This is a genomic window from Psychrobacter immobilis (assembly GCF_904846235.1).
Lineage (GTDB): Bacteria > Pseudomonadota > Gammaproteobacteria > Pseudomonadales > Moraxellaceae > Psychrobacter > Psychrobacter immobilis_C.
Genome location: NZ_CAJGZN010000006.1, coordinates 173,856 through 197,751 on the forward strand (window position 1 = coordinate 173,856; position 23,896 = coordinate 197,751).

18 protein-coding genes and 2 tRNA genes are annotated in these 23,896 nt (G+C 42.9%); 14 read left to right on the forward strand and 6 right to left on the reverse strand.

All coding sequences use genetic code 11. The annotated features are described in order from the left end of the window. Positions 1-43 precede the first annotated feature (43 nt). The 5 genes from apbC to JMX07_RS06050 form a co-directional block, all read right to left on the reverse strand. Positions 44-1,270: an iron-sulfur cluster carrier protein ApbC gene (gene apbC, locus JMX07_RS06030; protein WP_201606856.1), complete on the reverse strand. Its 1,227-nt coding sequence runs from the start codon at positions 1,268-1,270 to the stop codon at positions 44-46. A gap of 204 nt (positions 1,271-1,474) precedes the next feature. Continuing rightward, positions 1,475-2,275, reverse strand: a complete 801-nt coding sequence (locus JMX07_RS06035; protein ID WP_201606857.1) for a 3-hydroxybutyrate dehydrogenase — start codon at positions 2,273-2,275, stop codon at positions 1,475-1,477. 128 nt (positions 2,276-2,403) lie between these two features. Continuing rightward, entirely contained in the window at positions 2,404-3,033 is a 630-nt protein-coding gene (locus JMX07_RS06040; protein WP_102094934.1) for a 3-oxoacid CoA-transferase subunit B, read from the reverse strand. A gap of 103 nt (positions 3,034-3,136) precedes the next feature. Beyond that, the gene (locus tag JMX07_RS06045; protein WP_201606858.1) at positions 3,137-3,838 is read right to left on the reverse strand and encodes a CoA transferase subunit A; all 702 of its coding nucleotides are present in this window, start codon (positions 3,836-3,838) and stop codon (positions 3,137-3,139) included. Between the two features lie 255 nt (positions 3,839-4,093). After that, positions 4,094-5,434 carry a short-chain fatty acid transporter gene (locus JMX07_RS06050; RefSeq protein ID WP_201606859.1) on the reverse strand — a complete coding sequence of 447 codons (1,341 nt, stop codon included), beginning with the start codon at positions 5,432-5,434 and terminating at the stop codon, positions 4,094-4,096. Between the two features lie 400 nt (positions 5,435-5,834). Here JMX07_RS06050 and JMX07_RS06055 point away from each other — a divergent pair, with 400 nt between their 5' ends. From JMX07_RS06055 to JMX07_RS06065, 3 genes are all read left to right on the forward strand, one after another. Then, complete coding sequence (locus JMX07_RS06055; RefSeq protein WP_265088350.1) at positions 5,835-6,692, forward strand: GntP family permease; 858 nt, start codon at positions 5,835-5,837, stop codon at positions 6,690-6,692. A 231-nt stretch (positions 6,693-6,923) separates the two neighbouring features. Then, complete coding sequence (gene metG, locus JMX07_RS06060) at positions 6,924-9,017, forward strand: methionine--tRNA ligase (RefSeq protein ID WP_201606860.1); 2,094 nt, start codon at positions 6,924-6,926, stop codon at positions 9,015-9,017. An 18-nt stretch (positions 9,018-9,035) separates the two neighbouring features. Further along, positions 9,036-9,602, forward strand: coding sequence for a DUF2441 domain-containing protein (locus JMX07_RS06065; protein ID WP_102094937.1), 567 nt, complete (start codon positions 9,036-9,038; stop codon positions 9,600-9,602). Positions 9,603-9,695: 93 nt separating this feature from the next. On the opposite strand, the gene JMX07_RS06070 is transcribed toward JMX07_RS06065, so the two are convergent. After that, complete coding sequence (locus JMX07_RS06070; RefSeq protein WP_201606861.1) at positions 9,696-10,097, reverse strand: hypothetical protein; 402 nt, start codon at positions 10,095-10,097, stop codon at positions 9,696-9,698. 604 nt (positions 10,098-10,701) lie between these two features. On the opposite strand from JMX07_RS06070, the gene JMX07_RS06075 reads away from it, so the two are divergent. From JMX07_RS06075 to JMX07_RS06120, 11 genes are all read left to right on the forward strand, one after another. Beyond that, complete coding sequence (locus tag JMX07_RS06075) at positions 10,702-11,751, forward strand: ABC transporter substrate-binding protein (RefSeq protein ID WP_201606863.1); 1,050 nt, start codon at positions 10,702-10,704, stop codon at positions 11,749-11,751. A 77-nt stretch (positions 11,752-11,828) separates the two neighbouring features. Then, positions 11,829-12,869 carry an ABC transporter substrate-binding protein gene (locus JMX07_RS06080; protein ID WP_201606865.1) on the forward strand — a complete coding sequence of 347 codons (1,041 nt, stop codon included), beginning with the start codon at positions 11,829-11,831 and terminating at the stop codon, positions 12,867-12,869. Positions 12,870-13,310: 441 nt separating this feature from the next. Continuing rightward, positions 13,311-14,210 carry an ABC transporter permease gene (locus tag JMX07_RS06085; RefSeq protein ID WP_201606866.1) on the forward strand — a complete coding sequence of 300 codons (900 nt, stop codon included), beginning with the start codon at positions 13,311-13,313 and terminating at the stop codon, positions 14,208-14,210. Between the two features lie 64 nt (positions 14,211-14,274). Beyond that, positions 14,275-15,069, forward strand: a complete 795-nt coding sequence (locus JMX07_RS06090; RefSeq protein WP_058024151.1) for an ABC transporter ATP-binding protein — start codon at positions 14,275-14,277, stop codon at positions 15,067-15,069. Positions 15,070-15,261: 192 nt separating this feature from the next. Beyond that, positions 15,262-17,583, forward strand: coding sequence for an FdhF/YdeP family oxidoreductase (locus JMX07_RS06095; RefSeq protein ID WP_201606867.1), 2,322 nt, complete (start codon positions 15,262-15,264; stop codon positions 17,581-17,583). Between the two features lie 87 nt (positions 17,584-17,670). Further along, positions 17,671-18,753, forward strand: coding sequence for a formate dehydrogenase accessory sulfurtransferase FdhD (locus tag JMX07_RS06100; protein WP_227684655.1), 1,083 nt, complete (start codon positions 17,671-17,673; stop codon positions 18,751-18,753). Positions 18,754-19,537: 784 nt separating this feature from the next. Beyond that, positions 19,538-21,187: a sodium:solute symporter family protein gene (locus JMX07_RS06105; RefSeq protein ID WP_320158002.1), complete on the forward strand. Its 1,650-nt coding sequence runs from the start codon at positions 19,538-19,540 to the stop codon at positions 21,185-21,187. Between the two features lie 84 nt (positions 21,188-21,271). Beyond that, a complete protein-coding gene (locus JMX07_RS13745; RefSeq protein ID WP_219621825.1) occupies positions 21,272-21,406 on the forward strand; it encodes a putative transporter small subunit in 135 nt (44 codons plus the stop codon). A 181-nt stretch (positions 21,407-21,587) separates the two neighbouring features. Next, positions 21,588-21,661 (forward strand) — tRNA-Cys (locus tag JMX07_RS06110). 124 nt (positions 21,662-21,785) lie between these two features. Then, positions 21,786-21,872: transfer RNA gene (locus JMX07_RS06115), tRNA-Leu, on the forward strand. 164 nt (positions 21,873-22,036) lie between these two features. Continuing rightward, positions 22,037-23,398, forward strand: coding sequence for a tyrosine-type recombinase/integrase (locus JMX07_RS06120; protein ID WP_201510150.1), 1,362 nt, complete (start codon positions 22,037-22,039; stop codon positions 23,396-23,398). Positions 23,399-23,896: the final 498 nt, after the last annotated feature.

Sequence of the window (23,896 nt, forward strand, 5' to 3'; positions counted from 1 at the left end):
TTATATCATTTTTATTCTTTACAGCTATTGTTATCAATACTCGCTAAAAAATCCGCTTGTCATCAATAGGTTTGGCAAATTTGTTAATATTGGCTTCGATATTTTTTGCAATGCTCACATAGTAGCTCGCAAACTCATCATCAGCCAAGACACTCGGTATGCCTTTATCTACTTGCGCACGAATACCACTCGCAAGTGGCAACTGACCCAGTAGTGGCACCTGATACTGCTCAGCGATAAACTCACCGCCGCCAGACCCAAAGATCGCTTCGGTATGGTTACAGTTGCTACAGGTATGTAGCGCCATGTTTTCAACCACACCCAGCACAGGAATGTTGGTTTTGTTAAACATCTCAACGCCTTTTTGTGCATCAAGCAGGGCAACATGCTGCGGTGTCGTGATAATGACAGCACCTGTGACTGGAATACGCTGCGCCAATGTCAACTGTATATCACCCGTACCAGGCGGCATATCAATTACTAAATAGTCTAGCTGCGGCCAGTTGGTTTGATTATATAGCTGCATCAATGCACCCGTGGCTTTTGGTCCACGCCATGCAACCGGCGTATTATCTCCATCGAGCAAACTACCGATAGAGAGCATTGCCATACCGTGCGCATCGACCGGTACGAATTGCTCGTTTTCTAACTGCGGTTTTACGTCAGCAACGCCTAACATGGTTGGCATACTAGGGCCGTAAATGTCAGCATCAAGCACACCAACACGATTACCAAGCTTTTGCAATGCCAACGCGATATTGACTGTCGTTGTCGATTTACCAACACCGCCTTTGCCTGATGCTACCACGATGATATGACGAATACGAGGATGCGCTGCTAATGAGGCTTGTGTTGGTGCTGCTTTAGTGATTGTTGGCTCAGCATCGGTATTGTTAGCACTGCTATCAACGTTCGATGATGGTTTAGATTGAGACACCATCGCGTCAGTCGTTTTTGGCATTGCCTTTGGTAAGCTTGAACCTGAGCCTTTTTCTGGCGCTGGCAGACGCACATTCATATGAATCGTGGTAATGCCATGCGGATGTAGCAACTGTCCCAGCTCCTGTTGGATAGCTTCAGGATTACTATCTTTCGGCAGACGCAAGTCTAACGTGAGTGCATCGCCTTTACGCTCAAGGCCGGTGACCATGGTGGCAATACTGACCGAGTTTATCTCGTAACCCAGCAATACCTTATCGACAGCGCTGTCTCGTTCCGCTTGCAACTGCGGCGTTTCTTCTGTGGGCTTTTTTTTCATAAAATTAAACATAGCGACTATTGTTGCCTATACAAGTGGATAGGTGTGGCAAACTGCTTAAGGCATATCGCAGCATATCTAACACATGCTGGTGGTGAGCCGATAGAGCCATTTAGCCAAACCTTTTATCGTGCTAGTGTAGCTGAATTGAACGCATAAAAAAACCACAACGCCAGTAGGTCTGACTTTGTGGTTTTTAGCATTTACATATATCGCTTAATTCATAAACCAACCATGGCTGGCCACGATAGATTGTCCGGTAAATACGTTGGTTGGAAAAGCGGCTAAAAATAGTGCCAATTGGGCAATGTCTTCCACCGTGGTAAATTCTTTATCTACTGTGTTCACCAGCATAATATCGTTGATCACTGACTCTTCACTGATGCCCTTTTCAGCTGCCTGCTCGGGGATTTGCTTTTCTACCAAAGGTGTTTTGACAAAGCCTGGACAAATCACATGCGAACGTACTTTGTGTGCTGCACCTTCTTTGGCGAGTACACGACACAGACCTAGTAATCCGTGCTTGGCGGTAACATAAGGCGCTTTATATAATGAAGCCTCATATGAATGAGCAGAACCCATATAAATGACCGTGCCACCTTTATCGCCTTTATACATGTGCTTAATCGCGGCTTTAGTGGTCAAAAATGCACCATCCAAATGGATGTTAAGCATTTTTTTCCAATCGCTAAATGCCATCTTATCGATAGGATCAATGATCTGAATACCGGCATTCGAAACCAAAATATCAATGCCACCAAAAGTATCAACTAGCTGCTGTACACCGTCATTTACCGCATCTTCTGACGTCACATCCATGGCAATCGCGAGAGCACGTCCACCAGCAGCTTCAATCGCATCAACGGTTTTCTGAGCTGCTTCAAGATTGATATCAGCAATACCAACTGCCGCGCCTGCTTTGGCATAAGTCTCAGCGATGTCACGTCCGATACCACTTGCAGAGCCAGTGACCAATGCTACTTTGCCTGTCAAATCTTGTTGTAATTGAGTCGCCATACATATTCCTTATAATGGTCTAAAATACTATTAATTTTTATAAAAATAGAACTGAATGAATACGCCACTATAATTATAGTGGCGTATTTATCTGCGGGATGAAGCTCATTGATTTTAAGGCAATCACATTACTGGATAATGTTGACGGGCGTTTTTTCTTGTAACTCATCAAAGCTCACACCATCTGCCAGCTCAACCAATTTTAACCCGCTGTCAGTAACGTCTAATACGGCAAGCTCAGTGATGATACGATCAACCACGCCTTTACCCGTCAATGGTAGTTCGCAATTGGCCAGAATTTTTGGGTCGCCGTGTTTATTGACTTGTTCCATTAGGACAATCACGCGCTGTACGCCTGCAACCAAGTCCATCGCACCACCCATGCCTTTGACCATCTTTTTGGGAATCATCCAGTTAGCAAGATCGCCTTTTTCTGAGACTTCCATTGCGCCCAATATTGCCAAGTTGACATGACCGCCGCGAATCATCGAAAAGGACTCTGAACTACTAAAATAACTGGCCCCTGCTTCTGCGGTCACGGTTTGCTTGCCCGCATTAATCAGATCGGCATCGACGGCATCTAATGTAGGGAACTCACCAATACCCAGCAAGCCGTTCTCTGATTGTAGCCATACGTCTACGCCTTCAGGAATATAGTTAGCGACTAGCGTTGGTAGACCAATGCCTAAGTTGACATAATAGCCATCTTGTAGCTCTTTTGCAGCGCGTTGCGCCATTTGCTCTCTTGTCCATGCCATGCTGATTTCCTTATTTTTTACGATATTCTATTTTTACTTATCTAAACGATGAGCTATCTAAACTGTCATGAATATAAAAACTGATTATTAGTTTCAAACATAGTTAAGCTTTAGTCGTGGTTTTTTCGATGCGTTTTTCAGGGCTATTATTCAATACAATACGTTGAACAAAGATACCCGGTAGATGCACTTCATCTGGATCAAATGTGCCCGTCTCTACAATCTCTTCAACTTCGACAATCGTGATTTTACCCGCCATTGCACAGTCTGGGTTAAAGTTACGAGCGGTTTTGTTAAAGATTAGATTGCCCGCTTTATCTGCTTTTTGCGCTTTGATCAATGCCACATCAGCACGTAGTGTATGCTCTAATACATAAGTGCGACCATCGAAATCACGTGTCTCTTTACCTTCAGCAACAAGTGTACCAACACCCGTTGCGGTATAAAATGCAGGAATACCTGCACCACCTGAGCGTAATTTTTCAGCCAATGTACCTTGCGGGGTCAACTCAACTTCTAACTCACCAGCCAAATATTGACGCTCAAATTCTTTGTTTTCACCCACGTATGATGAAATCATTTTTTTGATCTGGCGAGTCTGCAGTAACAGGCCAAGACCGAAGTCATCGACACCAGCATTGTTACTGATACAGGTCAGCTCTTTAACTTTGCTATCACGCAGCGCTTCGATTAATGCTTCTGGAATGCCGCATAGACCAAAACCGCCGATAGCAAGTGTTTGCCCGTCACTAACGACGCCTTTTAGCGCTTCTTCAGCACTGTTATATACTTTTGACTGACTCATGCTTGTCTCCTATGACTGTTATTTATATTTTTAATCCGTGCATAACCTAATGCTGAATTAAGTATTTCAATTATCCATTTGCTTGTTGCTTTTAATGAAACCTAACAACGAAAACTCATCATGCTTATTTTTCTTTTGAGCGTTATAACGCCATATAGTCGATTCAATTTAAAAATAGTACAAGGCAACCGAGTGTAGATGTATATTAAATACTTCAAGCGAGGTTAGCCCAGTAATACTTTTATAGTGGAATGACTATACCAATAGCCAAAACACGCTCATGATAATGGCACCAGATACTGCTAGTACGATCAGGCAATAACCCATGATGGCTCGCGCATCCAAACCTGCGATACCCAACAATGGCAAAGCCCAAAATGGCTGAATCATGTTGGTCCACGCATCACCCCATGCAATCGCCATGGCAGTAACGGCTGGATTGACGCCCAGTTCAATACCAGCTGGAATCATAACAGGACCCTGTACGGCAAACTGCCCACCACCTGACGGCACAAAGACATTGATCAAACCTGCACTCAAAAATGCAAAAATCGGAAAACTGTCGGCAGAAGCTGAATTGACAAAAAACTCCGTAACCTGCGTACTGATAGAGATACCATCAGCGTTTGCACCTGTCATGATGCCCATGATACCGCCATAGAACGGGAACAATAACACAATACCTGTGATGCCACCGATACCTGAATGTACGGCACGATAATAACGCTCTAACGTGCCATGCGATAGCAAACCTATAAACAAGAATAACCCAATGACAATATTTAGCCCCAAGTTAAACCCGTTGGTGCCAAACTCGCTAATATAGTACATCAGTGCCAATGCTAGCAAGATAACAGCGATAATACGGCTATCATCTAGCTTTTGTGCAGGCGTGTCTCTTTGAGGTGCGACGTAAATCTCTTCTTTGATGAGCTTAGGATCAATGACGGTAGGATTTTTTGGATGCATAAAGCGATTGACGAGGGGCAAAATGACAATAAGCAGACCCACTAGCAGTAAGTTATAACCTGCAAATACCGTCTGTGACAGAGGCACCGCTTCCGTCATGGTATTGCCTGATAACGTCAACAGTGTCTCACCGCCAGAGCTGAGCGTCAGTGGTATCGAACCTGAAAAACCGCCATGCCAAATCACAAAGCCTGAATACGCGGCAGCGACCAATAGCGGATAGTCGACGTTGGCGACTTTCTTTGCTAAGGCTTTAGCAAAAATAGCCCCGATAATCAGACCAAAACCCCAGTTTATCCACGAACTGACCAACCCAACTAGGGTCGATACGATAATGGCGGTCGTAGGAGAATGAACTCTGCTGGCAAGATTGTCCAATAACCGTTGAATAAAGGGTGCACTGGCAAACGCGTAACCTGTGACCAAAATCAGCGCCATTTGCATCGCAAAGCTATGTAACGACCACAGTCCATTACCCCAGTGCCCTGCCATCGCAATCATATCTTGACCAGTAATAGCCAAGCCAACCGCGAACGCAATGAGGGTTAAAACAATTGAAAAGACAAACGGAGATGGTAGATAGCGATTGACCAGCTGTACGCTCACGTTAGTGATGGCACTAAACATATTCACATTCCTTGTAAATTTGCTGTTTGTGATGAGATTTATGACCAGTTTTTATGGTTAGCGCTTATTATCAATAAACTTCCTTTTAATAAGCGCGGCTCATATTAAACATTATACTTAATATTTTTATTTATAATAATACATATTATATCGGTATATCATGTATAAAATACTTATGCTAACTTAACATATTATTTTCGTAGCGCCTAGTTGCTTAGTGATTAGAAAATAATCCCAAGAGCACGCGAGTCAACAAAGTATTCCTTATCCTTCTATAACATCTCGACTGGATTTATGTTTAAAAAAATATAATAAATAAGGTTTTTTGATTAATTTTATTGACCTATATCGATAAGCACGGCATACTCGCTGCCTTAATTTTTTGCCAAGGAGGGCCGTCATGTTTAGTACACTTGCTATTGTCATTACCCTATTATTACTCATGTTTTTTGCTTATCGCGGTTACTCTGTGTTGATCTTAGCACCGATTATGGCGACGCTAGCTGTCCTATTATCAGGTGATTTCTTAAGTACCATTCCCGCCTATACCGATGTCTTTATGGGCGCGTTAAGTGGATTCTTACTCAAATTCTTTCCAATATTCTTGCTAGGCGCCCTATTTGGACGCTTAATGGCAGACTCTGGCGCAGCAACCGCCATTGCCAATACGGTCGTCGAAAAGCTTGGCGCAAGTAAAGCCATACTTGCTGTGATTTTGGTCTGTGCTATTTTGACTTATGGCGGCGTATCGTTGTTCGTTGTGGCTTTTGCTATCTATCCAATCGCCAAAGACTTGTTTAGAGCCGCAGATATCCCAAAACGTTTGATTCCAGCAGCGATTGCTCTAGGGTCATTTACGTTTACCATGACTGCACTGCCAGGTACGCCAGCCATTCAGAATGCTATTCCAATTCCTTACTACAACACCAACGTATTTGCCGCCCCTATTTTGGGTATTATCGGTGGTACGATTATGTTTATTTGTGGTTGGATGTGGTTACAATCACGCGCCAGAAAAGCCAATGCAGCGGGCGAAGGCTATGGTCAGCATGATGAAGAGGATGTGGGCGGGCTTGGTGCAGACACACAGGAAGCTGAAGCATTAAATACGCATCACACCTCGTTTACCATTGCAATGATTCCACTCGTATTGGTCATTGGCTTGAACGCTTTGTTGACCTATGTGGTTTTCCCGTCGATAGATTTTACTAGTCTAAAAACTCAATTCCCAGATGGGTTTTTTATGGCTGGTTTATGACCATCAACATGCGGTGTAAACCTATCGTTCATGGCTAATAAATGCTTGCCAAATGAGAAGTAATTACCAAGGAATATCACAAAATTATCTGAATTACGGTATCATAGGCACACTTTTTGATTTTTTATTATTTTTAGAAGTTTTTAGCATTAACGATGTCGCATCGATGAGCGATGAGCCGCTTAAGATGTTCGATAACTAACCCGTTTATATAAAAATATAGGTGATTTTGTGCGTGAGATTCTAGTAACCAGTGCGCTGCCCTACGCCAATGGCTATATCCATTTGGGGCATCTTGTAGAATATATTCAGACCGACATTTGGGTACGTGCGATGAAAGCGCAAGGCCATCAGGTCACCTATGTCTGCGCGGATGACGCACACGGTACGGCAATCATGCTAAAAGCAGAAGCCAATGGCGTCACGCCAGAAGAGCAAATTGCCTCAGTCAAAGCCTCACACGAAGCGGATTTTTCAAAGTTCCTGATCAATTTTGATAATTATCACAGCACTCATTCAGAAGAAAACAAACAGTTCTCTGAGCTGATTTATCGTCGTCTCAATGAGGCTGGTCATATCAGCACAAAAGATGTCGAGCAGCTATTTGATCCTGAAAAGCAATTGTTTTTAGCCGATCGTTTTGTCAAAGGCACTTGCCCTGAGTGTGACTCACCAGATCAATATGGTGATAACTGCGAAGTATGCGGCACCACTTACGATGCAACAGATCTAAAGGACCCGCATTCAACATTGTCTAATGCAACGCCTGTGCTCAAAACTTCTAAGCATTATTTCTTTGATTTGCCAGAGTTTGAGCAGTTCTTACAGGACTGGACGCGCAGTGACAATCGTTTGCAAACCTCAGTCGCCAACAAGCTACAAGAATGGTTTGAGGCAGGACTTGCCAGCTGGGATATCTCACGCGATGCGCCCTACTTCGGCTTCCAAATTCCAGATACCCCAAGTGATGAGCCAGACAAATACTTTTACGTATGGCTAGATGCACCAGTTGGCTACATGGCAAGCTTTAAAAACCTATGTGATAAGCGTGCAGGGACAGACCAAGCACTTGATTTTGACCGCTACTGGGCACAAGAAAACGAGCATAAAACCGAGGTTTATCACTTCATCGGTAAAGACATTGTTTACTTCCATGCCTTGTTTTGGCCAGCCATGCTAGCTGGTAGCGAATACCGTACACCGACTGGCGTCTTTGCCCATGGTTTCTTGATGGTCAATGGCGAGAAAATGAGTAAGTCACGCGGTACTTTTATCAAGGCCGAGACGTACGCTGAGCACTTACATCCTGAATACCTGCGTTATTATTTCGCCAGTAAACTGTCTGATAAAGTTGAAGACATCAACTTAGATTTAGAAGATTTTATGCAAAAGGTCAACTCTGACTTGGTTGGTAAAGTCGTCAATATCGCCAGTCGTAGTGCAGGGTTCTTGGTTAAGAAGTACGACGGCATGCTGTCAGAAGTTTGCGTCGAGTCAGAGCTGTTAGAAGACATCACCAAAACGGGCGATGAGATTGCTGCTGCCTATGAGAATCGTGAATTCTCACGTGCTATGCGTTTAATTATGCAATGTGCGGACAAAGCCAACGAATACATCGATGCCAAAAAACCATGGTCATTAGCGAAATTGGAAGGTACTGAGCAAGAGGTTCAAGACGTCTGCTCAGTCGCTATCAATATCTTCCGTCAATTAATGGTTTATCTTGCGCCAGTGCTACCTGAATTGACTAATAATGCCAAAGTGTTTTTGAACCTTGATGACTTAAGTTTTGCCAGTCGTAATGAGTGGTTACTAGGTCATAAAATCAATAAGTTCAAACCATTAATGCAACGTATCGAAGAAAAAGATATCGAAGCAATGGTAGAAGATTCTAAAGCATCCTTAACTCAAGCAGACGCTCCTGCTGCGACTGACAATAGTAAGCCTGCCGCAAAAGACAAAACACCTGCAACAAATGCAGGTGCTGAGCAAACTGACTATATTGGTATCGAAGACTTTGCCAAAGTTGAGATGAAAGTCGCACACGTTTTAGAGTGTAACCATGTGGAAGGTGCTGATAAGTTACTACAGTTCACGCTAGATGTTGGCGAAGATAAGCCACGTAACGTATTTAGCGGTATTCGCAAGTTTTATGAGCCTGAGCAATTGATTAATAGGAAAGTGATTTGCGTGACCAACCTTGCCCCGCGCAAGATGAAATTTGGCGTATCAGAAGGTATGGTATTGTCAACTGGCGAGCCAAAGACAGGCTTAACCGTCGTTACCTTACCGGATGCTTGTGTTGTTGGCGACGTACTGGCCTAATACTAGAAGGATGTAAACTTGTCAAAGTTCTATACAGTTGATCGCTCAAATAATATAGATCAAAATATGGTCTTTTCGCTTCAAAAAAACTATTCTGACCATAAAATATGGACTGTTCAAGATATATATGATGAAGAAGATGCAATCGCTAGAATAGAACAGCTTTACCCTGAAGGTTTATCATTTCATGGTATACAATATTTAATCAAAGAGTGTCTAGTTATTTTTAAAAATATGACAAGGGAACCTTTACCATTAGCTCCCACAACACCGATGATTGAAGCCGTATTTGAGCTTGTCCGTCGAAATGAGTTTCCTCAACTTCCTTCTCGCCTGCAGTCAATGTTTGCATGGTGTAACTTAGATGATGCAAGAGAATTTAATTCGTCTTTAGGCGACAAACATTCTATATTCGAGGTAGAAATCAAAAATGCTTTTATAGCAGATCAAAAACTACTTTACTTAGGCGGCTCTGTTATTGGTACGTATGAAATGGCTCGTAAATACTGGTCAGGTGACAGAAGCAATAACTGTAAACTAGAAGCTGTTATACCTTTGCCTGCAGTTATTGGTAACAAAGTCTAGATATTATCATTAACATCATTTAAAAAAAGATGCCCTAAGTGGCATCTTTTTTTATGGCTGATTTAGCAAATGACTAAAAACCAAGCCTTGTATTTATCTACTCAAAATATCGATAATCTGCAACGTATCATTAATCACCGTCACAATATTATTTTCTGGCGTACGAATACGAACGTAACGGTCATCATAACGGTCTAAAACGACAGAGCGATCATAATCCCTTCTATCAATCTTGCCGACTACTCTATAACCGTATCTATCAAGATCACGCTTAAATGAGGCGTTCGGGCTAGCATTACGATAAGCGTTAATACTTGGGTGGGCATTGCCATTATGCTTATAGTTTTTACTGAGATGGGCAGAGTTACCTTTGCTATTACCATGTCCATTACCGTGCCCGTTTCCATGACCATCTTTTGCCATAGCAGGCAATCCAATCAAAGAAGTGGCTGTTATACCGGCGATGGTTAATAATTTAAGATTAGCAGTGTTCATAATATTATCCTTAAAATGGTCATTCGAAAAAGTTAGATAAGTTATAAGGACTACTTCGTATCCACTATGGCAGTACAATGTCAACAAAATGACTGGATTATCTTTAAAATTATCATGTTTCTCGTATGAAAATTAGCTTACGTTAATTATGAAGTGAGTACGTAATAGATGCGTTGCTAGGATGTAAGCGTTTTGCATATGGTTTGAGCAAACAAAAGTACCCTAGCGGCATCCGTTATATTCAGATCTACATAAGAGCTTCAATGCATCACGCGTCTTAATAAGATAAAAAGAAGTGATGATTTTTTTATTATCCATCACCATGACCGCTACACATTAATTTCTTATTGCGATAACTTACATTACTGTCATAATATGAACATAATAATCGATGGAACGATTACTGTATTTAGTTGTTAGCCTGCTATCTCAGCATCAACATAGCATTGACTTGGCTAATCTGCATTCTTCAATATCATGGTGAAAAACCAAAGTACACCAAACAGATGAGTAAAATTACTACTATATAAGTTAGTAGGCTCAGTCAGTCTGGCCGTATCTACTTGGTTTTTGGGATTGATATAACCTATGAGTTAACCTAATAATGACTATCGCTTCTACTCTACGCTTAAGCCTATATGGCGTTGCTCTTAGTGCCATTAGCACACTTGGACTAATCGGCTGCTCAAACTCCTCTACCGAGACCTCAGCGACTGCTGAAAATAGCACGGCTACAGACAAACCTGCCAAATCTATTGCCATTACTCAAATCGTTGAGCATCCATCATTAGATGATATGCGCCGTGGTATTATTGATGAGTTGGCAGATAGTGGTTATGTCGAAGGTCAAAACCTAACTGTTAACTTTCAAAGTGCGCAAGGAAACACAGCGACTGCAGGACAGATTGCCAAGCAATTTGCAGGAGACAATCCTGACGCGATCGTAGCAATCTCAACGCCTTCTGCGCAGTCAGTGGTAGCCGCGACCACCACTATCCCTATTATCTACACCGCTGTGTCAGATCCGCTAGGTGCCAAACTCATCACAGCCGATGGCAAGCCTTTTCAAAGCAATTTGACTGGACTATCAAGCCAGTTACCACTAGAGCCGCAGTTGGATTTATTACAGCAGATAAAACCTGACTTAAAAACCATCGGTTATGTCTATAGCCCAGGTGAAGCAAACTCAGTGTCATTGCGTGAAAATCTAAAACAAGCTTTGCCAGCACGAGGTCTGTCACTATTAGACATTCCTGCCAATCGTCCAACGGATATCGGTATGGCGACGCGCAGCTTGCAAGGACGTGCAGATATCATCTATACCTCATTTGACAACAATGTTGCGTCTGCCTTTGAGGCCATGACTCAAGCAGCAAATGAGCTAAAGTTACCGATTATTGCGTCTGATGAATTCAGTGTAAAACGCGGCGCGACTGCTGCGCTTGGTGTTAATGACTATGACTTTGGTCGTACCACTGGCAAGATGGTATATCGCGTGTTAAATGGCGAAGCGGTCAACACCATCAAACCTGAAGTCATGAATGATCTGACCCTATATGTCAGTCCTAAGCACGCCAAAACACAGGGTGTCAGCTTGCCAACAGAGTTACTAAAAAACGCCATCAATGTTGATATTGATGCTGAAACCAAATAAAAAGTAGTAAGCTATCTATTAGCTCGTCAATTATTTATATAGTGTACGGACACACTATTATTTTAGGAGTAAGACCCATGTTGTCTCAAAATCGTTTTGGTCGTTTTAATTTCGGTAAGGCTTTATTATTAGGCAGTGTATGTACTGCTATCTTGACTGGTTGTAACCAATCAGCGCAAAATGATGGCTCCACGGATGCTGCCGCTAGTGGTGATGCAGCGACGGCTATGAAGACCGTTGCTATTACCGCTATCGTAGAACATCCAGCGCTTGATGATGTACGTAAAGGTGTCATCGACGAGCTAAACGAAGCAGGCTTCAAGGACGGTGAAAACTTAACCGTTAACTTCCAAAGCGCACAAGGAAACACTGCTACTGCTGGTCAGATTGCCAAGCAATTTGTCGCTGATGCGCCAGATGTTATCGTCGCTATTGCAACACCCTCTGCGCAGTCTGTTGCCGCTTCTACTAGCAGCATTCCATTGGTATTCTCAGCAGTTACTGACCCAGTAGCCGCAAAACTGGTACCTAAGCTAGATGGTTCTGGCACCAACGTGACAGGCGCATCAGATGCCCTACCGTATGAGCCACAGATTGATTTGATGCGTCAAATCATTCCATCATTAAAGAACGTCGGTTATGTCTATAGCCCAGGTGAAGTCAACTCAACGATTATCTTGAAAAATCTTAAAGAGAAGCTAACACCGCTCGGCATCAATGTACTCGAAGCACCAGCACAGCGTAGTAATGACATCGCGATGGCAGCCCGTAGTCTTGAAGGCAAAGTCGACATGATCTATACATCGACTGATAACAACGTGGTATCCGCTTACGAGTCACTCTATCAAATTGCTAAAGAAAGTAAGATCCCTCTTATCGCATCAGACACGAGCTCAGTTGAGCGCGGTGCGGTTGCAGCATTAGGCGTAGATTATTATGAGCTTGGCCGTGAAACGGGTAAAATCGTTGTTCGTATCTTGAATGGTGAAAAAGCAGGCGCTATCCCTGTTTACACCCCACAAGCGCTTAACCTGTATGTCAGCCCAAAACATGCTGAAGAAGAAGGCATTACTTTGTCACAAGCAGTTATCGATAAAGCAAAAGAAGTGGTAGAATAACGCACCTTTTTATTTGGCTTACCATAGCAGCCATGAGCAAAATCATAGTATAAATCAGTGATTGCGCTTTTGTGCTGTCATGCTAAATGTTTGACAAGAAACCCAGCTATGAGTCAGTAAGCTGGGCTTCTTGTTTCAGCAGAACCCATTTAAATAGCTTGTTTCATATATTGCTGTAGTTAGCTTATGGCTTATCTGCTATTTGTTAAGTAAAATACATTTTTGCTGCATTAAATATTGCCATGGCTCGAACTATAGCTTTAAACCAAGGTAACTTATGATCGTTGTTAATCGTGACCTGTTTTGGTTTACCCTAACCGCAGATTGCTTAATCTGTTAAATTCACCGCTTAGCTGTTTAGCATGTAGAAGGTTTTGGTTACTGCCATCTACCCTCTTGTTTCCATACGCTAAACACTGGGTTATGACTTACTGATCTCTTATGTCTTTAATTGCTTTTTTTGGTGCGCTTGAAAGTGGTCTGATTTATGGCCTCGTCGCACTCGGTGTGCTGATCTCATTTCGTACACTCGACTTCCCTGACTTGACAGCGGACGGTAGCTTTCCGTTAGGTGGCGCGGTCGCTGGTATCTCTATCGTTGCTGGGATTAATCCTTGGCTCGCTTGTGCTTTTGGCATGTTAGCAGGGTCAGTCGCTGGTATCGTCACCGCATGGCTGCATGTCAAACTTGGCATCTTACAGCTGCTTGCCAGTATCTTGGTGATGGTGGCCCTATATTCTGTCAACTTACGTATCATGGGCGCTCCAAACCTACCGCTACTTGGTGAGACGACAGTATTTAGCACCTTAGTGACGAATGGCAATGGCTATTGGATGCGCTGTCTGATTATCGGTGTGGTCGTGGCGATTGCTATGTTATTTTTGAATTGGTTCTATAGCACCGAGACTGGTCTGTCGATGCGTGCGACAGGCTCAAATCTCAGAATGGCACAGGCGCAAGGTATCAATACCTCATGGATGACCATCATCGGTATGGCGATCTCTAACGGCTTGATTGCCTTAGCGGGTGCGCTATTTGTACAAACCCAAGGCGGCGCTGATATTTCTATCGGTATCGGCACCATCGTCATCGGTCTAGCAGCAGTCATCATTGGTGAGACCATCATTCCTGCCAAGCGTATTTGGTTAATTACCTTTGCGGTTGTGGTCGGTGCAGTATTGTACAAGCTGTTTATTCAGGTCGCACTATCGAGCAATACGCTGCGTAGTATCGGCTTTGGTCCGCAAGATTTGAACTTAATTACCGCGTTACTCGTGGTACTGGCTTTGGTCTTACCAAAAGCGAAAACGAAGTTTTTATCACGCAAAGTTCGCGCCTAATGACAGTTTAAGCAAGTACCAACAGCACTTGCTTTGCCCGAAGAGATAATAAGGAATAACGATTATGATGCAAGCCACCGATTTACAGTTGACCTTTAATCCAGGCACACCTATCGAAAACCCTGCCCTACGTGGTATTAGTTTGAATATCGCTGATGGTGAGTTCGTCACTGTTATTGGTACCAATGGTGCAGGTAAATCGACTTTTTTGAACGCAGTAAGCGGTACCACGCGCGTCGATAGTGGTTCAATCTTGCTAAATGGCATTGATGTCACCAAAAAATCCGCCCATCAACGTGCACACTGGGTCGCTCGTGTCTTTCAGGATCCGATGGCAGGTACTTGTGAAGCGCTGACGATCGAAGAAAACATGGCACTGGCCTACAAACGTGGCGGCAAGCGCGGCTTGAAGTTTGCACTAAATCAAAACAACCGTGACTTGTTCCGTGAAAAACTGTCTGTGTTAAAACTGGGACTAGAAAATCGCCTGACAGACCGTATGGGGTTGCTCTCTGGTGGTCAACGTCAAGCGGTGAGCCTGCTGATGGCATCGCTACAGCCCTCTAAGATTTTATTGCTCGATGAGCATACTGCTGCCCTTGATCCAAAAACTGCCGCCTTTGTTTTAGAATTGACAGATAAAATTGTCACAGACAATAAGCTCACCACCATGATGGTGACCCACTCTATGCAACAAGCATTGGCACATGGTACGCGCACCGTGATGCTACACCAAGGGCAAGTGGTCTTGGACGTGTCTGGAGACATTCGTAAAGGCATGACCGTACACGATTTGTTAGATATGTTCGAGCAAACACGCGGCGAAAAGGTCGAAGACGATAGCTTAATTTTAAGCTAATATTTTCCAACTTATGAATTTTATGTAGCAGATATAACTGTTTTAGCTGCTCCTAAAACCTTCAAGAAAATTGGATTTTTCTTGAAGGTTTTTTGTTATCTATAGTTAATGATCATATGAAGTTTCTGTTGACCATTATATAGTTGTTGTCTATCAATGCTTCGCTATTGTCATCTATCTATGAGGTCTGTCATGCGCAAAATTCCTATCTACTCCCACCCTGCTGCTGGTTGGCCTGCGCTGATCTCCTCGACTCAAAAGCTGATGGACTATCAGACATTTTTGCGAGGCGGTCTTAGCGTGCTCAAAAGCAATCAACCTCAGGGCGGATTTGACTGCCCTGGCTGTGCATGGCCTGACCATAAATCACACAAGATCATTGATGTCTGTGAGAACGGCATCAAAGTCATCGCCAGCGAAACCATGACACACAAAGCAGACGCTGATTTTTTTGCAAGGCATACCGTGACCGAGTTACAAGGATGGTCTGGCTATGAGCTTGAACATAGTGGTCGTTTGTCAGAACCGATGTACTATGATGCCGCACAAGATCGCTACGTCCCTATTCCTTGGGAAGCGGCTTATGGCCTAATCGCTGAGCAGCTAGGACAGCTTGACTCACCCAATGAAGCACTATTTTATACCTCAGGGCGCGTGACCAACGAGCCAGCCTTCTTATATCAGTTATTTGTACGTTGTTTTGGCACTAATAATTTGCCTGATTGCTCAAATATGTGTCATGAACCAACGTCCGTCATGCTCAGCAAACAATTAGGTATCGGTAAAGCGACAGTCATGCTAGAAGACTTTGAGCAAGCCAAACTGATATTGATGTTTGGGCAAAATCCAGCGACTAACCATCCACGAATGCTCGAGATGCTCGCCCACGCGCATGAGCAAGGGTGCCGCATCCTCTCGATTAATCCGATGCGCGAGCAAGGCTTGAGTAGATTTAGAAATCCGCAAAAGCCCACGCATATGGCCGCGGGTCAAAGTGATGATATGGTCGATGATGTCATTCAAATTCAAATCGGCGGTGATGCAGCGCTATTGACTGGCATGGCCAAGTGGTTAATTGAAAACGATAAAATAAATCATGAGTTTATTACCACTCATACTTCAGGCTTTGAACCTCTAAAACAGTGGCTGACAGAGCAATCATGGACAGATATCACACTTGGCTGCGGTATTTCTCAGACAGATATTATTAATCTCGCTGAACTCGTGGCCGATAGTCCAGCAACGATTTGCACTTGGGGCATGGGCATTACTCAGCACGTACAGGGTGATGACAATGTCGCAATGATTACCAACTTGCTCCTGTTGATGGGCATGATTGGTATCGATGGCGCTGGTGCATCTCCAGTGCGTGGGCACTCCAACGTACAGGGCGATCGCACCATGGGTATCCATGAGCGTCCTAGCAAAAGCTTACTAGACAGTTTAGAGCGTGTGTTTAAGCACCCTATGCCACAAGAACATGGCTACGATGTCGTCACAGGTGCCAAGGCTCTTATCGCAGGTAAATTGAAAGTCTTTATGGGCATGGGTGGTAACTACGCAGTGGCGGCCCCTGATACCAGCGCTATTGAGCAAGCCTTAACCACTACTCAGCTTAATATATTTGTCGGTACTAAGCTCAATGAGACCATGCTATACCCCGGTGCTAATAATTTGATCCTACCTTGCTTAGGCCGTACCGAGCGTATTGTCACAACAAAGGGTGAGCAATTTGCCACTATCGAAGACTCTATGTGTCAGATCGTACCTACTCAAGGTAAGCTCAAACCTGTTAGTGATACTCTAAAATCTGAAGCGCAAATCGTAGCGGATATCGCGACTCATGTACTCGGCGCCGACTCGTCTATTCCTTGGCTGGCAATGAGTGAGGATTTCGATATTATTCGAGACTATATCGCTCAAGCGATTAACGGATTTGAAGACTTTAATCAGCGTATTCGCACCTCTGAGCGTGGCTTTCATTTGTATCATGCGGCGCGTCATCGTGTATGGAATACCGAGAGCGGCAAAGCTCAGTTTGAAGTACCGCAATATCCGATTACTTTTGTCGCAGCACAAATGGCAGCCGCAAACGATATCGATGAGCATGCAGATACAGCACAAAAAGTTTGGCAGTTGACCAGTGTCCGTAGCCATGACCAATTCAACACTATGATTTTTGGGTTTAAAGACCGCTATCGTCAGACGGATCGCCGTGATGTGCTATTCATGCACCCTGATGAAATAAGTCGTTTAGGTTGGCAAAAAGGTGACCGTGTTATGGTCACTCGCCAGCGTGCCAAAGACAGCCTAGAGCAACCGCGCGTATTAGGCCCATTGGTATTGAGCGAGATGGATATTGCCTCTAACGCTGTCGCTGCTTACTATCCTGAGTGCAACGACCTCTTTGATTTAGAGACACATGCGCCAGATTCTCATATCCCAGCGTACAAATCGACCACTGTCATTTTAGAGCGCGTAGAGGCAAATACGTCGATCGCTACGCCTGTGTAAATCATACTGCGGAGAGCCAATAATGATATTTTCATTGGCTCTCTAAATGACCATAAGCACGCCCCTACTTTTAGGCCATGATAAACCGTGATAACCATTGAATATAACGCTGAGCAAAGTGAGGCTATTATCGACCCTACTATGATAGATAACTCAACCGACATTAAGAGAGTTGTACCTAAATCACCTAACGATGATAGGTTGTCAGAGACACCACTTGCTCGTAGTCACTTAGCACAAAAGCATCATTACCCGTCAGTTATTAGCAACCCTAATAATGACTCTCACCTTCAAATCGAATCTCAGACCACCAGCTTAGCAGTCGAAGCTGCGGTCTCTATCATTATTAATGGGATTCATTATGCTGTGCTGATGGCTAGTCCTCATCAGTTAGAGTATTTGGCTGTTGGGTTCTTATTTAGCGAAGGATTAATTCAATACAGTCACGAGTTACTCGACTGGGAAGTGACTCACCTTGCAGATATCGCTAGCTACCAGCAGTTTGCTCAAGATTCGAGTGACGAATATCTTGACTCAGTATCAATTGAGCAAAGCTTAGAACGATTTCAAGATTACGATATCTATGTCGTGGAGTTGGTATTGAGCCAACGCTGCCATCAACGTATACAGGCACAAAAGCGGCAGCTCGCAGGGCGTACAGGCTGCGGTATGTGCGGTATTACTGGACTAACGCAAGCTTTGCCTGATTTAAGTACTTACTCACAAGACCATTTACACCATGAACATAACCGACAGACAGGTATAAATGGCATTCAAACGAGCGCACCAAGTCTTGACTCCCTATTGGCACTGCGTCAACAAGTGGATGCCGCGCAACATACGCATCAACTGACAGGTGCGGTACATGCCGCAGCGACGATACATAATCAGCAGCTACATTTATTTGAGGATGTAGGCCGCCATAATGCACTTGATAAACTCATCGGCTGGCAATTACGCCAAAAAGCAGACGTTAGCTGTGTGCTTATGACTTCGCGTCTCTCTATTGAACTGGTTCAAAAGTCTATTCGAAGTCAAATCCCATGGCTAGTTGGCATGTCAGCACCCACCAGTACAGCCGTGCGCGTGGCTGAGCGTTATGGTCTTGGATTGGCTGGATTTTTACGTGATAACCGAGTCACTTACTACACCAAACAAGATAATATATAAAAATTCACGTCTACTTGTTCATTGAGAGCACCCATCTATCGCCCATCATCTATTTCTTTCTAATGAAAGCTTCAGCTACTCATTCATGGTTATAACTTAGCTCATAGCGATATATCACTCAATGCTACTAATAATAAAACCTTATCTTTCAATGCTTTATTAAAAATCTTATTAAATCTCTTTAAATAAATACTTATATGTCATCTTCGGTCATTGTTTGGTAAATATCGGATAATGTTTGAGGTTAATGACATAATAGGTTACTCTTATCCCGCAAATATGTTACAGGCACTTAACAAATATGTAGTTTTATTTATTAATGCCGCTTAGTAACACATCAATCGCAATAGATGAGTAGAGATTTCTCAGCTATTGTTTATTACAGCTAATAAGGCTGTCTAAATCGAGTTCGGGTCATTTTATCATGGCTTAGTGCTTATTCGTAATTCCGCTATAGACACTCATCACATGAGTTTTCTTTAGCATGTAGCTACCTTTGTGTATGCCTATTAATAGCGTAATGGTTTACCCATTAACTGACGCCTATTGAAAGTAGTCCCTGTCTTTTTGATTTGACAGTATCTGTCTCATTAAGATTTGGGCGTAACACTTAGCATTTGCTTACCACTGCAGTTGGTATTTCCGCTATTTATATTAGCCACATACGTTCGGTATGAGGACTGTGTAGGCTATGCTGTATTCCTAATGGTTTGGTATCTTTCATTTTTGCTGAACTTTATTCATCAACTAACAATTGCGAGGTCTGAGTTTGAAAACTGAGTCATTGTTCCAATTTTCATCATTAACGATTATTTTATTATTATTAGCATTTTATGGCGGCACCTATTTACTGTCCTTATTAATCAAAAAAGATAAAGAGACAACTTCTGGATTTATGGTCGCAGGTCACGGTGTTGGCTTTGGTATGGGTGCAGCCAGCATGACCGCCACTTGGATTTGGGCAGCCTCATTTTACGCTGCGGCCACCTCTGGCTATAAGTACGGCGTATCAGGGCCGATACATTATGGCTTTTGGGGTGCATTGATGATTTTATTCATCTACCCTTTTGGTATGCGCTTTCGTGAACTGGCACCAGATGGTCATACACTAGGTGAACTTATTCACGCCCGTCACGGTTCATCAAGCCAATTAATCTTAGCCATATCCAACATTATGGGCAGTTTAATTAGCTTGATGGTCAACTTTACTGCTGCTGGAGCCTTGGTATCTGTTCTTTCGCCATTATCTTTCCAAACAGGGGTAATGATTGCAGGTATTGGTGTCCTAAGTTATACGCTAACATCAGGCTTTCGAGCATCCGTCTTTACGGATTTCGCCCAGTTGGTCGCTCTAATGGCCATTGGTATTGTCATTATCCCAGCGGTATTATTTGCTATGGGCGGCCCTGAAGTTATGGTTAGCGGCCTGTCAAACCTGACTTTGGAGCAACAGAATTTCTTTTCTTCTGAGGCATTCTTTCAACAAGGTGCGCCTTATTTTGTAGCGGTATTGGCATATGCTATTGGTAATCAAACCATCACTCAGCGCCTATTTGCTATTGATAAGACCAAAATCAAAGCAACGTTTGTCACTGCTACGGTTGGCTATGCGGGTATCGTCATCGGCCTTGGTATGATTGGATTAATGGCTGTGACTATTGGTGTTGAACCACTCGATGGCAATATGAATAACCTAATCCCTCAAATGGTTAGTACTTATCTACATCCAGTCTTTATTGCATTATTTTTTATTTTAGTGATTGGTTCATTGTCCTCAACTGCTGATTCAGATTTGTCAGCGCTATCAACTATTATGATGGCGGATGTCTACGGCAAGAATATTGCCAAAAAAGGTCATGTCAAACCTAAAACAATGATGCTAATTGGTCGCGGCACGATGATTGTTGCGACAGCAGCTGGACTAATTTTTGCGAGCTTTAAGCTTGATATTCTCGTCATGCTAGTATTTGTTGGTGCACTATGGGGGGCTATTGTCTTCCCTGTTATCGCCAGTGTGTTTTGGAATCGCGTCACCAATACTGCCTTTACCTCAGCAGTTATCGTCGGACTACTCTTATTTTGCGTTGCCCGTTTCGAATTACTCCCAATCACTGGTGTCACCGCCCTATTCTTTGAAATACTGGCCAGTGTCGGTGCAGCGGTTGTTATTGGGCTAATGGTCTTTGGATTCTTAGGTCGTAAGATTGGCATGGTCGCCGCAGTTATCACGCTAGTGCTGATGCTTATCTTCGCTACTGGCTTCTTACGTCAATATATGGTCCTGCTAGCCTCTCTAACAGCTTACGGCGCTAGTACCGTCGTCTGTGTGATTATCAGCCTGATGGGAGACGAACACTTCGACTTCGACTTAATTAAGCAGCGTGTGGGCAATTACGATAAAAAGTCGGAAATCCCATCGTCACTTAAATCTTAAATCAAAGTCGCTTTATCCAAGTGCCGATTGGCCAGAAGTATTTGGCTAATCGCTACTTACTTAGCGATATTATAAGGAGATATCATGGACAACGTTTTTATCTACGGCTTATATATCTTAATTTGGCCCGCCATCACTCTTGGCGTACTCGTATTAATTTGCACGGCCACTTATCGTGATGTGAAAAGTGCCAAACGTAACAATAAAGATATAGTTTAGCGCACTATATTTTAAACCATCATCATTAAACACTGGTTTACTAATAGTTTGAAAAAGCCTATTAACAGTATAAACGCTTCTAAATTGGGGCTAAATATAGATAAGATAATAAATAAGCTGTTTTTAATGAAAAAAGGACTTGTAATTTACTATATTTTTGCTAATATAGGCGACCTTGATTGGCTGGATGGCAGAGTGGTCATGCAGCGGACTGCAACTCCGTTAACGCCGGTTCGATTCCGACTCCAGCCTCCAATTATTTATTAACTTTACGTTAATTTTGGCTTGCATTATTATCACAACCGATTATAATAGCGACCACTTATCTAGTAACTAGATGGTCTATCAGCTAGTTTACATCTTAGATAAAACAAGTTTTGCCCGGGTGGTGAAATTGGTAGACACAAGGGATTTAAAATCCCTCGCTAGCAATAGCGTGCCGGTTCAAGTCCGGCTCCGGGTACCATTACATAGTCCTATACTATCTTATAGAACAGCTAAAGCCCCTGATATCAGGGGCTTTGTTGTATCTGGCGTTCTATACTGTCCTATGAATCTATCCTAATCCATGCACTTTGAGTATACTGTCAAGTATACCGAGTTTTGAGTCTACTCATAGAGATCTAGGATATGGAAAGAAAAGCGATCAGTTCAGACAGAAGCATCAGCAGCCATAAGCCTGAAGATAAGAAGTACTTCGTTGCTGTCAAAAATCATCCCAAACTATTCTTAATGGTACGTCCTACTGAGACTAAGTCATGGATGTACCGCTACTACCCTCCTTCAAATTCTAAGCAAAGTATTATATCCATTGGTATATATCCAAGTATCTCGTATGCACGTGCGTGTGAGGTTTGGCGTGAATATGAAGACCTGTTAAGCAAAGGTATTGACCCAAAATTTCATCGTGAAGAAATAAAGAAAATTATTATTAGTAAAACTAAAAACTCTTTTAATCATTTTGCTTGGGAGTATTTTGATAGCTTAGATCAGACTCAGAAAAGTAACACCCTCATTCGTAAGAAAGGTCGTCTTGATCTTATATGCAAATATATTGGTGACGAGCCAATCAGCGATATCACCTCACCTAAAATGCTTGAAGTGCTATTAGACATCCAAGCTAAGTCATTAAACAAGGATGGTAAGCCCACAGACAAGGCTGAACGCTGTGCTGGCATTGCCAGTGATGTGTTTGTCTATGCTGGGGCACGAGGTTTCTGTACGAGTGATCCTGCGGCGCTCATTAAGAGCCAATTAGCTAAGTCAAGTTATGGTCATCGTCCTGCGGTTACTAAACCAAAGGACTTGGCTAAATTACTTAACGCTATCGAAACAATAGAAGGTGACCCAAACACCATAAATTCCCTTAGGCTATTAGCGCTTCTGTTTGTTCGCAATGGTGATTTAAGACGTATGAGCTGGGCTGATCTAGACCTAGAAACTGGCAGATGGCGATTAAAGCCATTGAAGGGGCAAGGCAAGGTAAACATGGTCAAAGACATGGTCGTTCCCCTACCTCGTCAAGCCGTAGCTATATTGAGTGAACAACAAAAAATTAATGGTCATACTGAATACGTATTTTTTAGCCAGACGGCAAAAAAGCATCAGATCATCTCTGATGCGACAGCGAATAAGCGGTTAAAGGATTTAGGCTATAAAGATATACATTGTGCTCATGGCTTTAGAGCGACAGCGAAGACCATCCTACAAGAGCAGTTAAAGTATCCACTTGTGCTTGTAGAGATGGCATTGGGTCATACGACGAAAGATCCTAATGGAACCGCCTATGGTCGATTTGAATACATTGATGATCGTAGTAATATGATGCAGAAGTGGGCGGACTATTTAGATGCTTTGCGTGAAGGTAGAGATACGGCAGAATTTAGAGCAGATGCCCAAAACAAGTCTGATTCTACTACCCATCTGCAAGCGTTGATTGACCAGCTGGGAGAGGATAAGGTTTTAAGGATACTTCAAGCTGATGTAATGTGAATATAGGTAAAGCCAGCTGTATTATTAACATTAGTCAAATATATATTATTAATAGAAACACTTTTAATTCATGAATTATTTTGTTAGCTATAAAAGCTTTTGTAACACAGCCTTTAGACAGATTTGTATCTCATGATTATTTATGTGTAGTATATAAATATAAGTGTTTATAAATAGCGTGTAAAACTACCACATAACAATAATTTAAGAGAATTTATTATGATAGATAATTTGAACAAAAAGTCTTCAGCTAATAAAACTGGGGCAGGTAAGATTAAATTCGGCGGCATGAATGGTGGCGATTCTGTAATATCATCTTTAGCTAGAATAAGATATGAAGCTGGTATAATTCAACAAGCTACTTTACTTACGAGACCATCCCAGATTCTGTGTAACTGCCATTTAGATTAAATGCTTACTAATACGATCATCAAACATAATCATAAAGCGATTCAGAGCAGACGTCCAGTTACGAATAGGCATCGACCACTTTTTGGA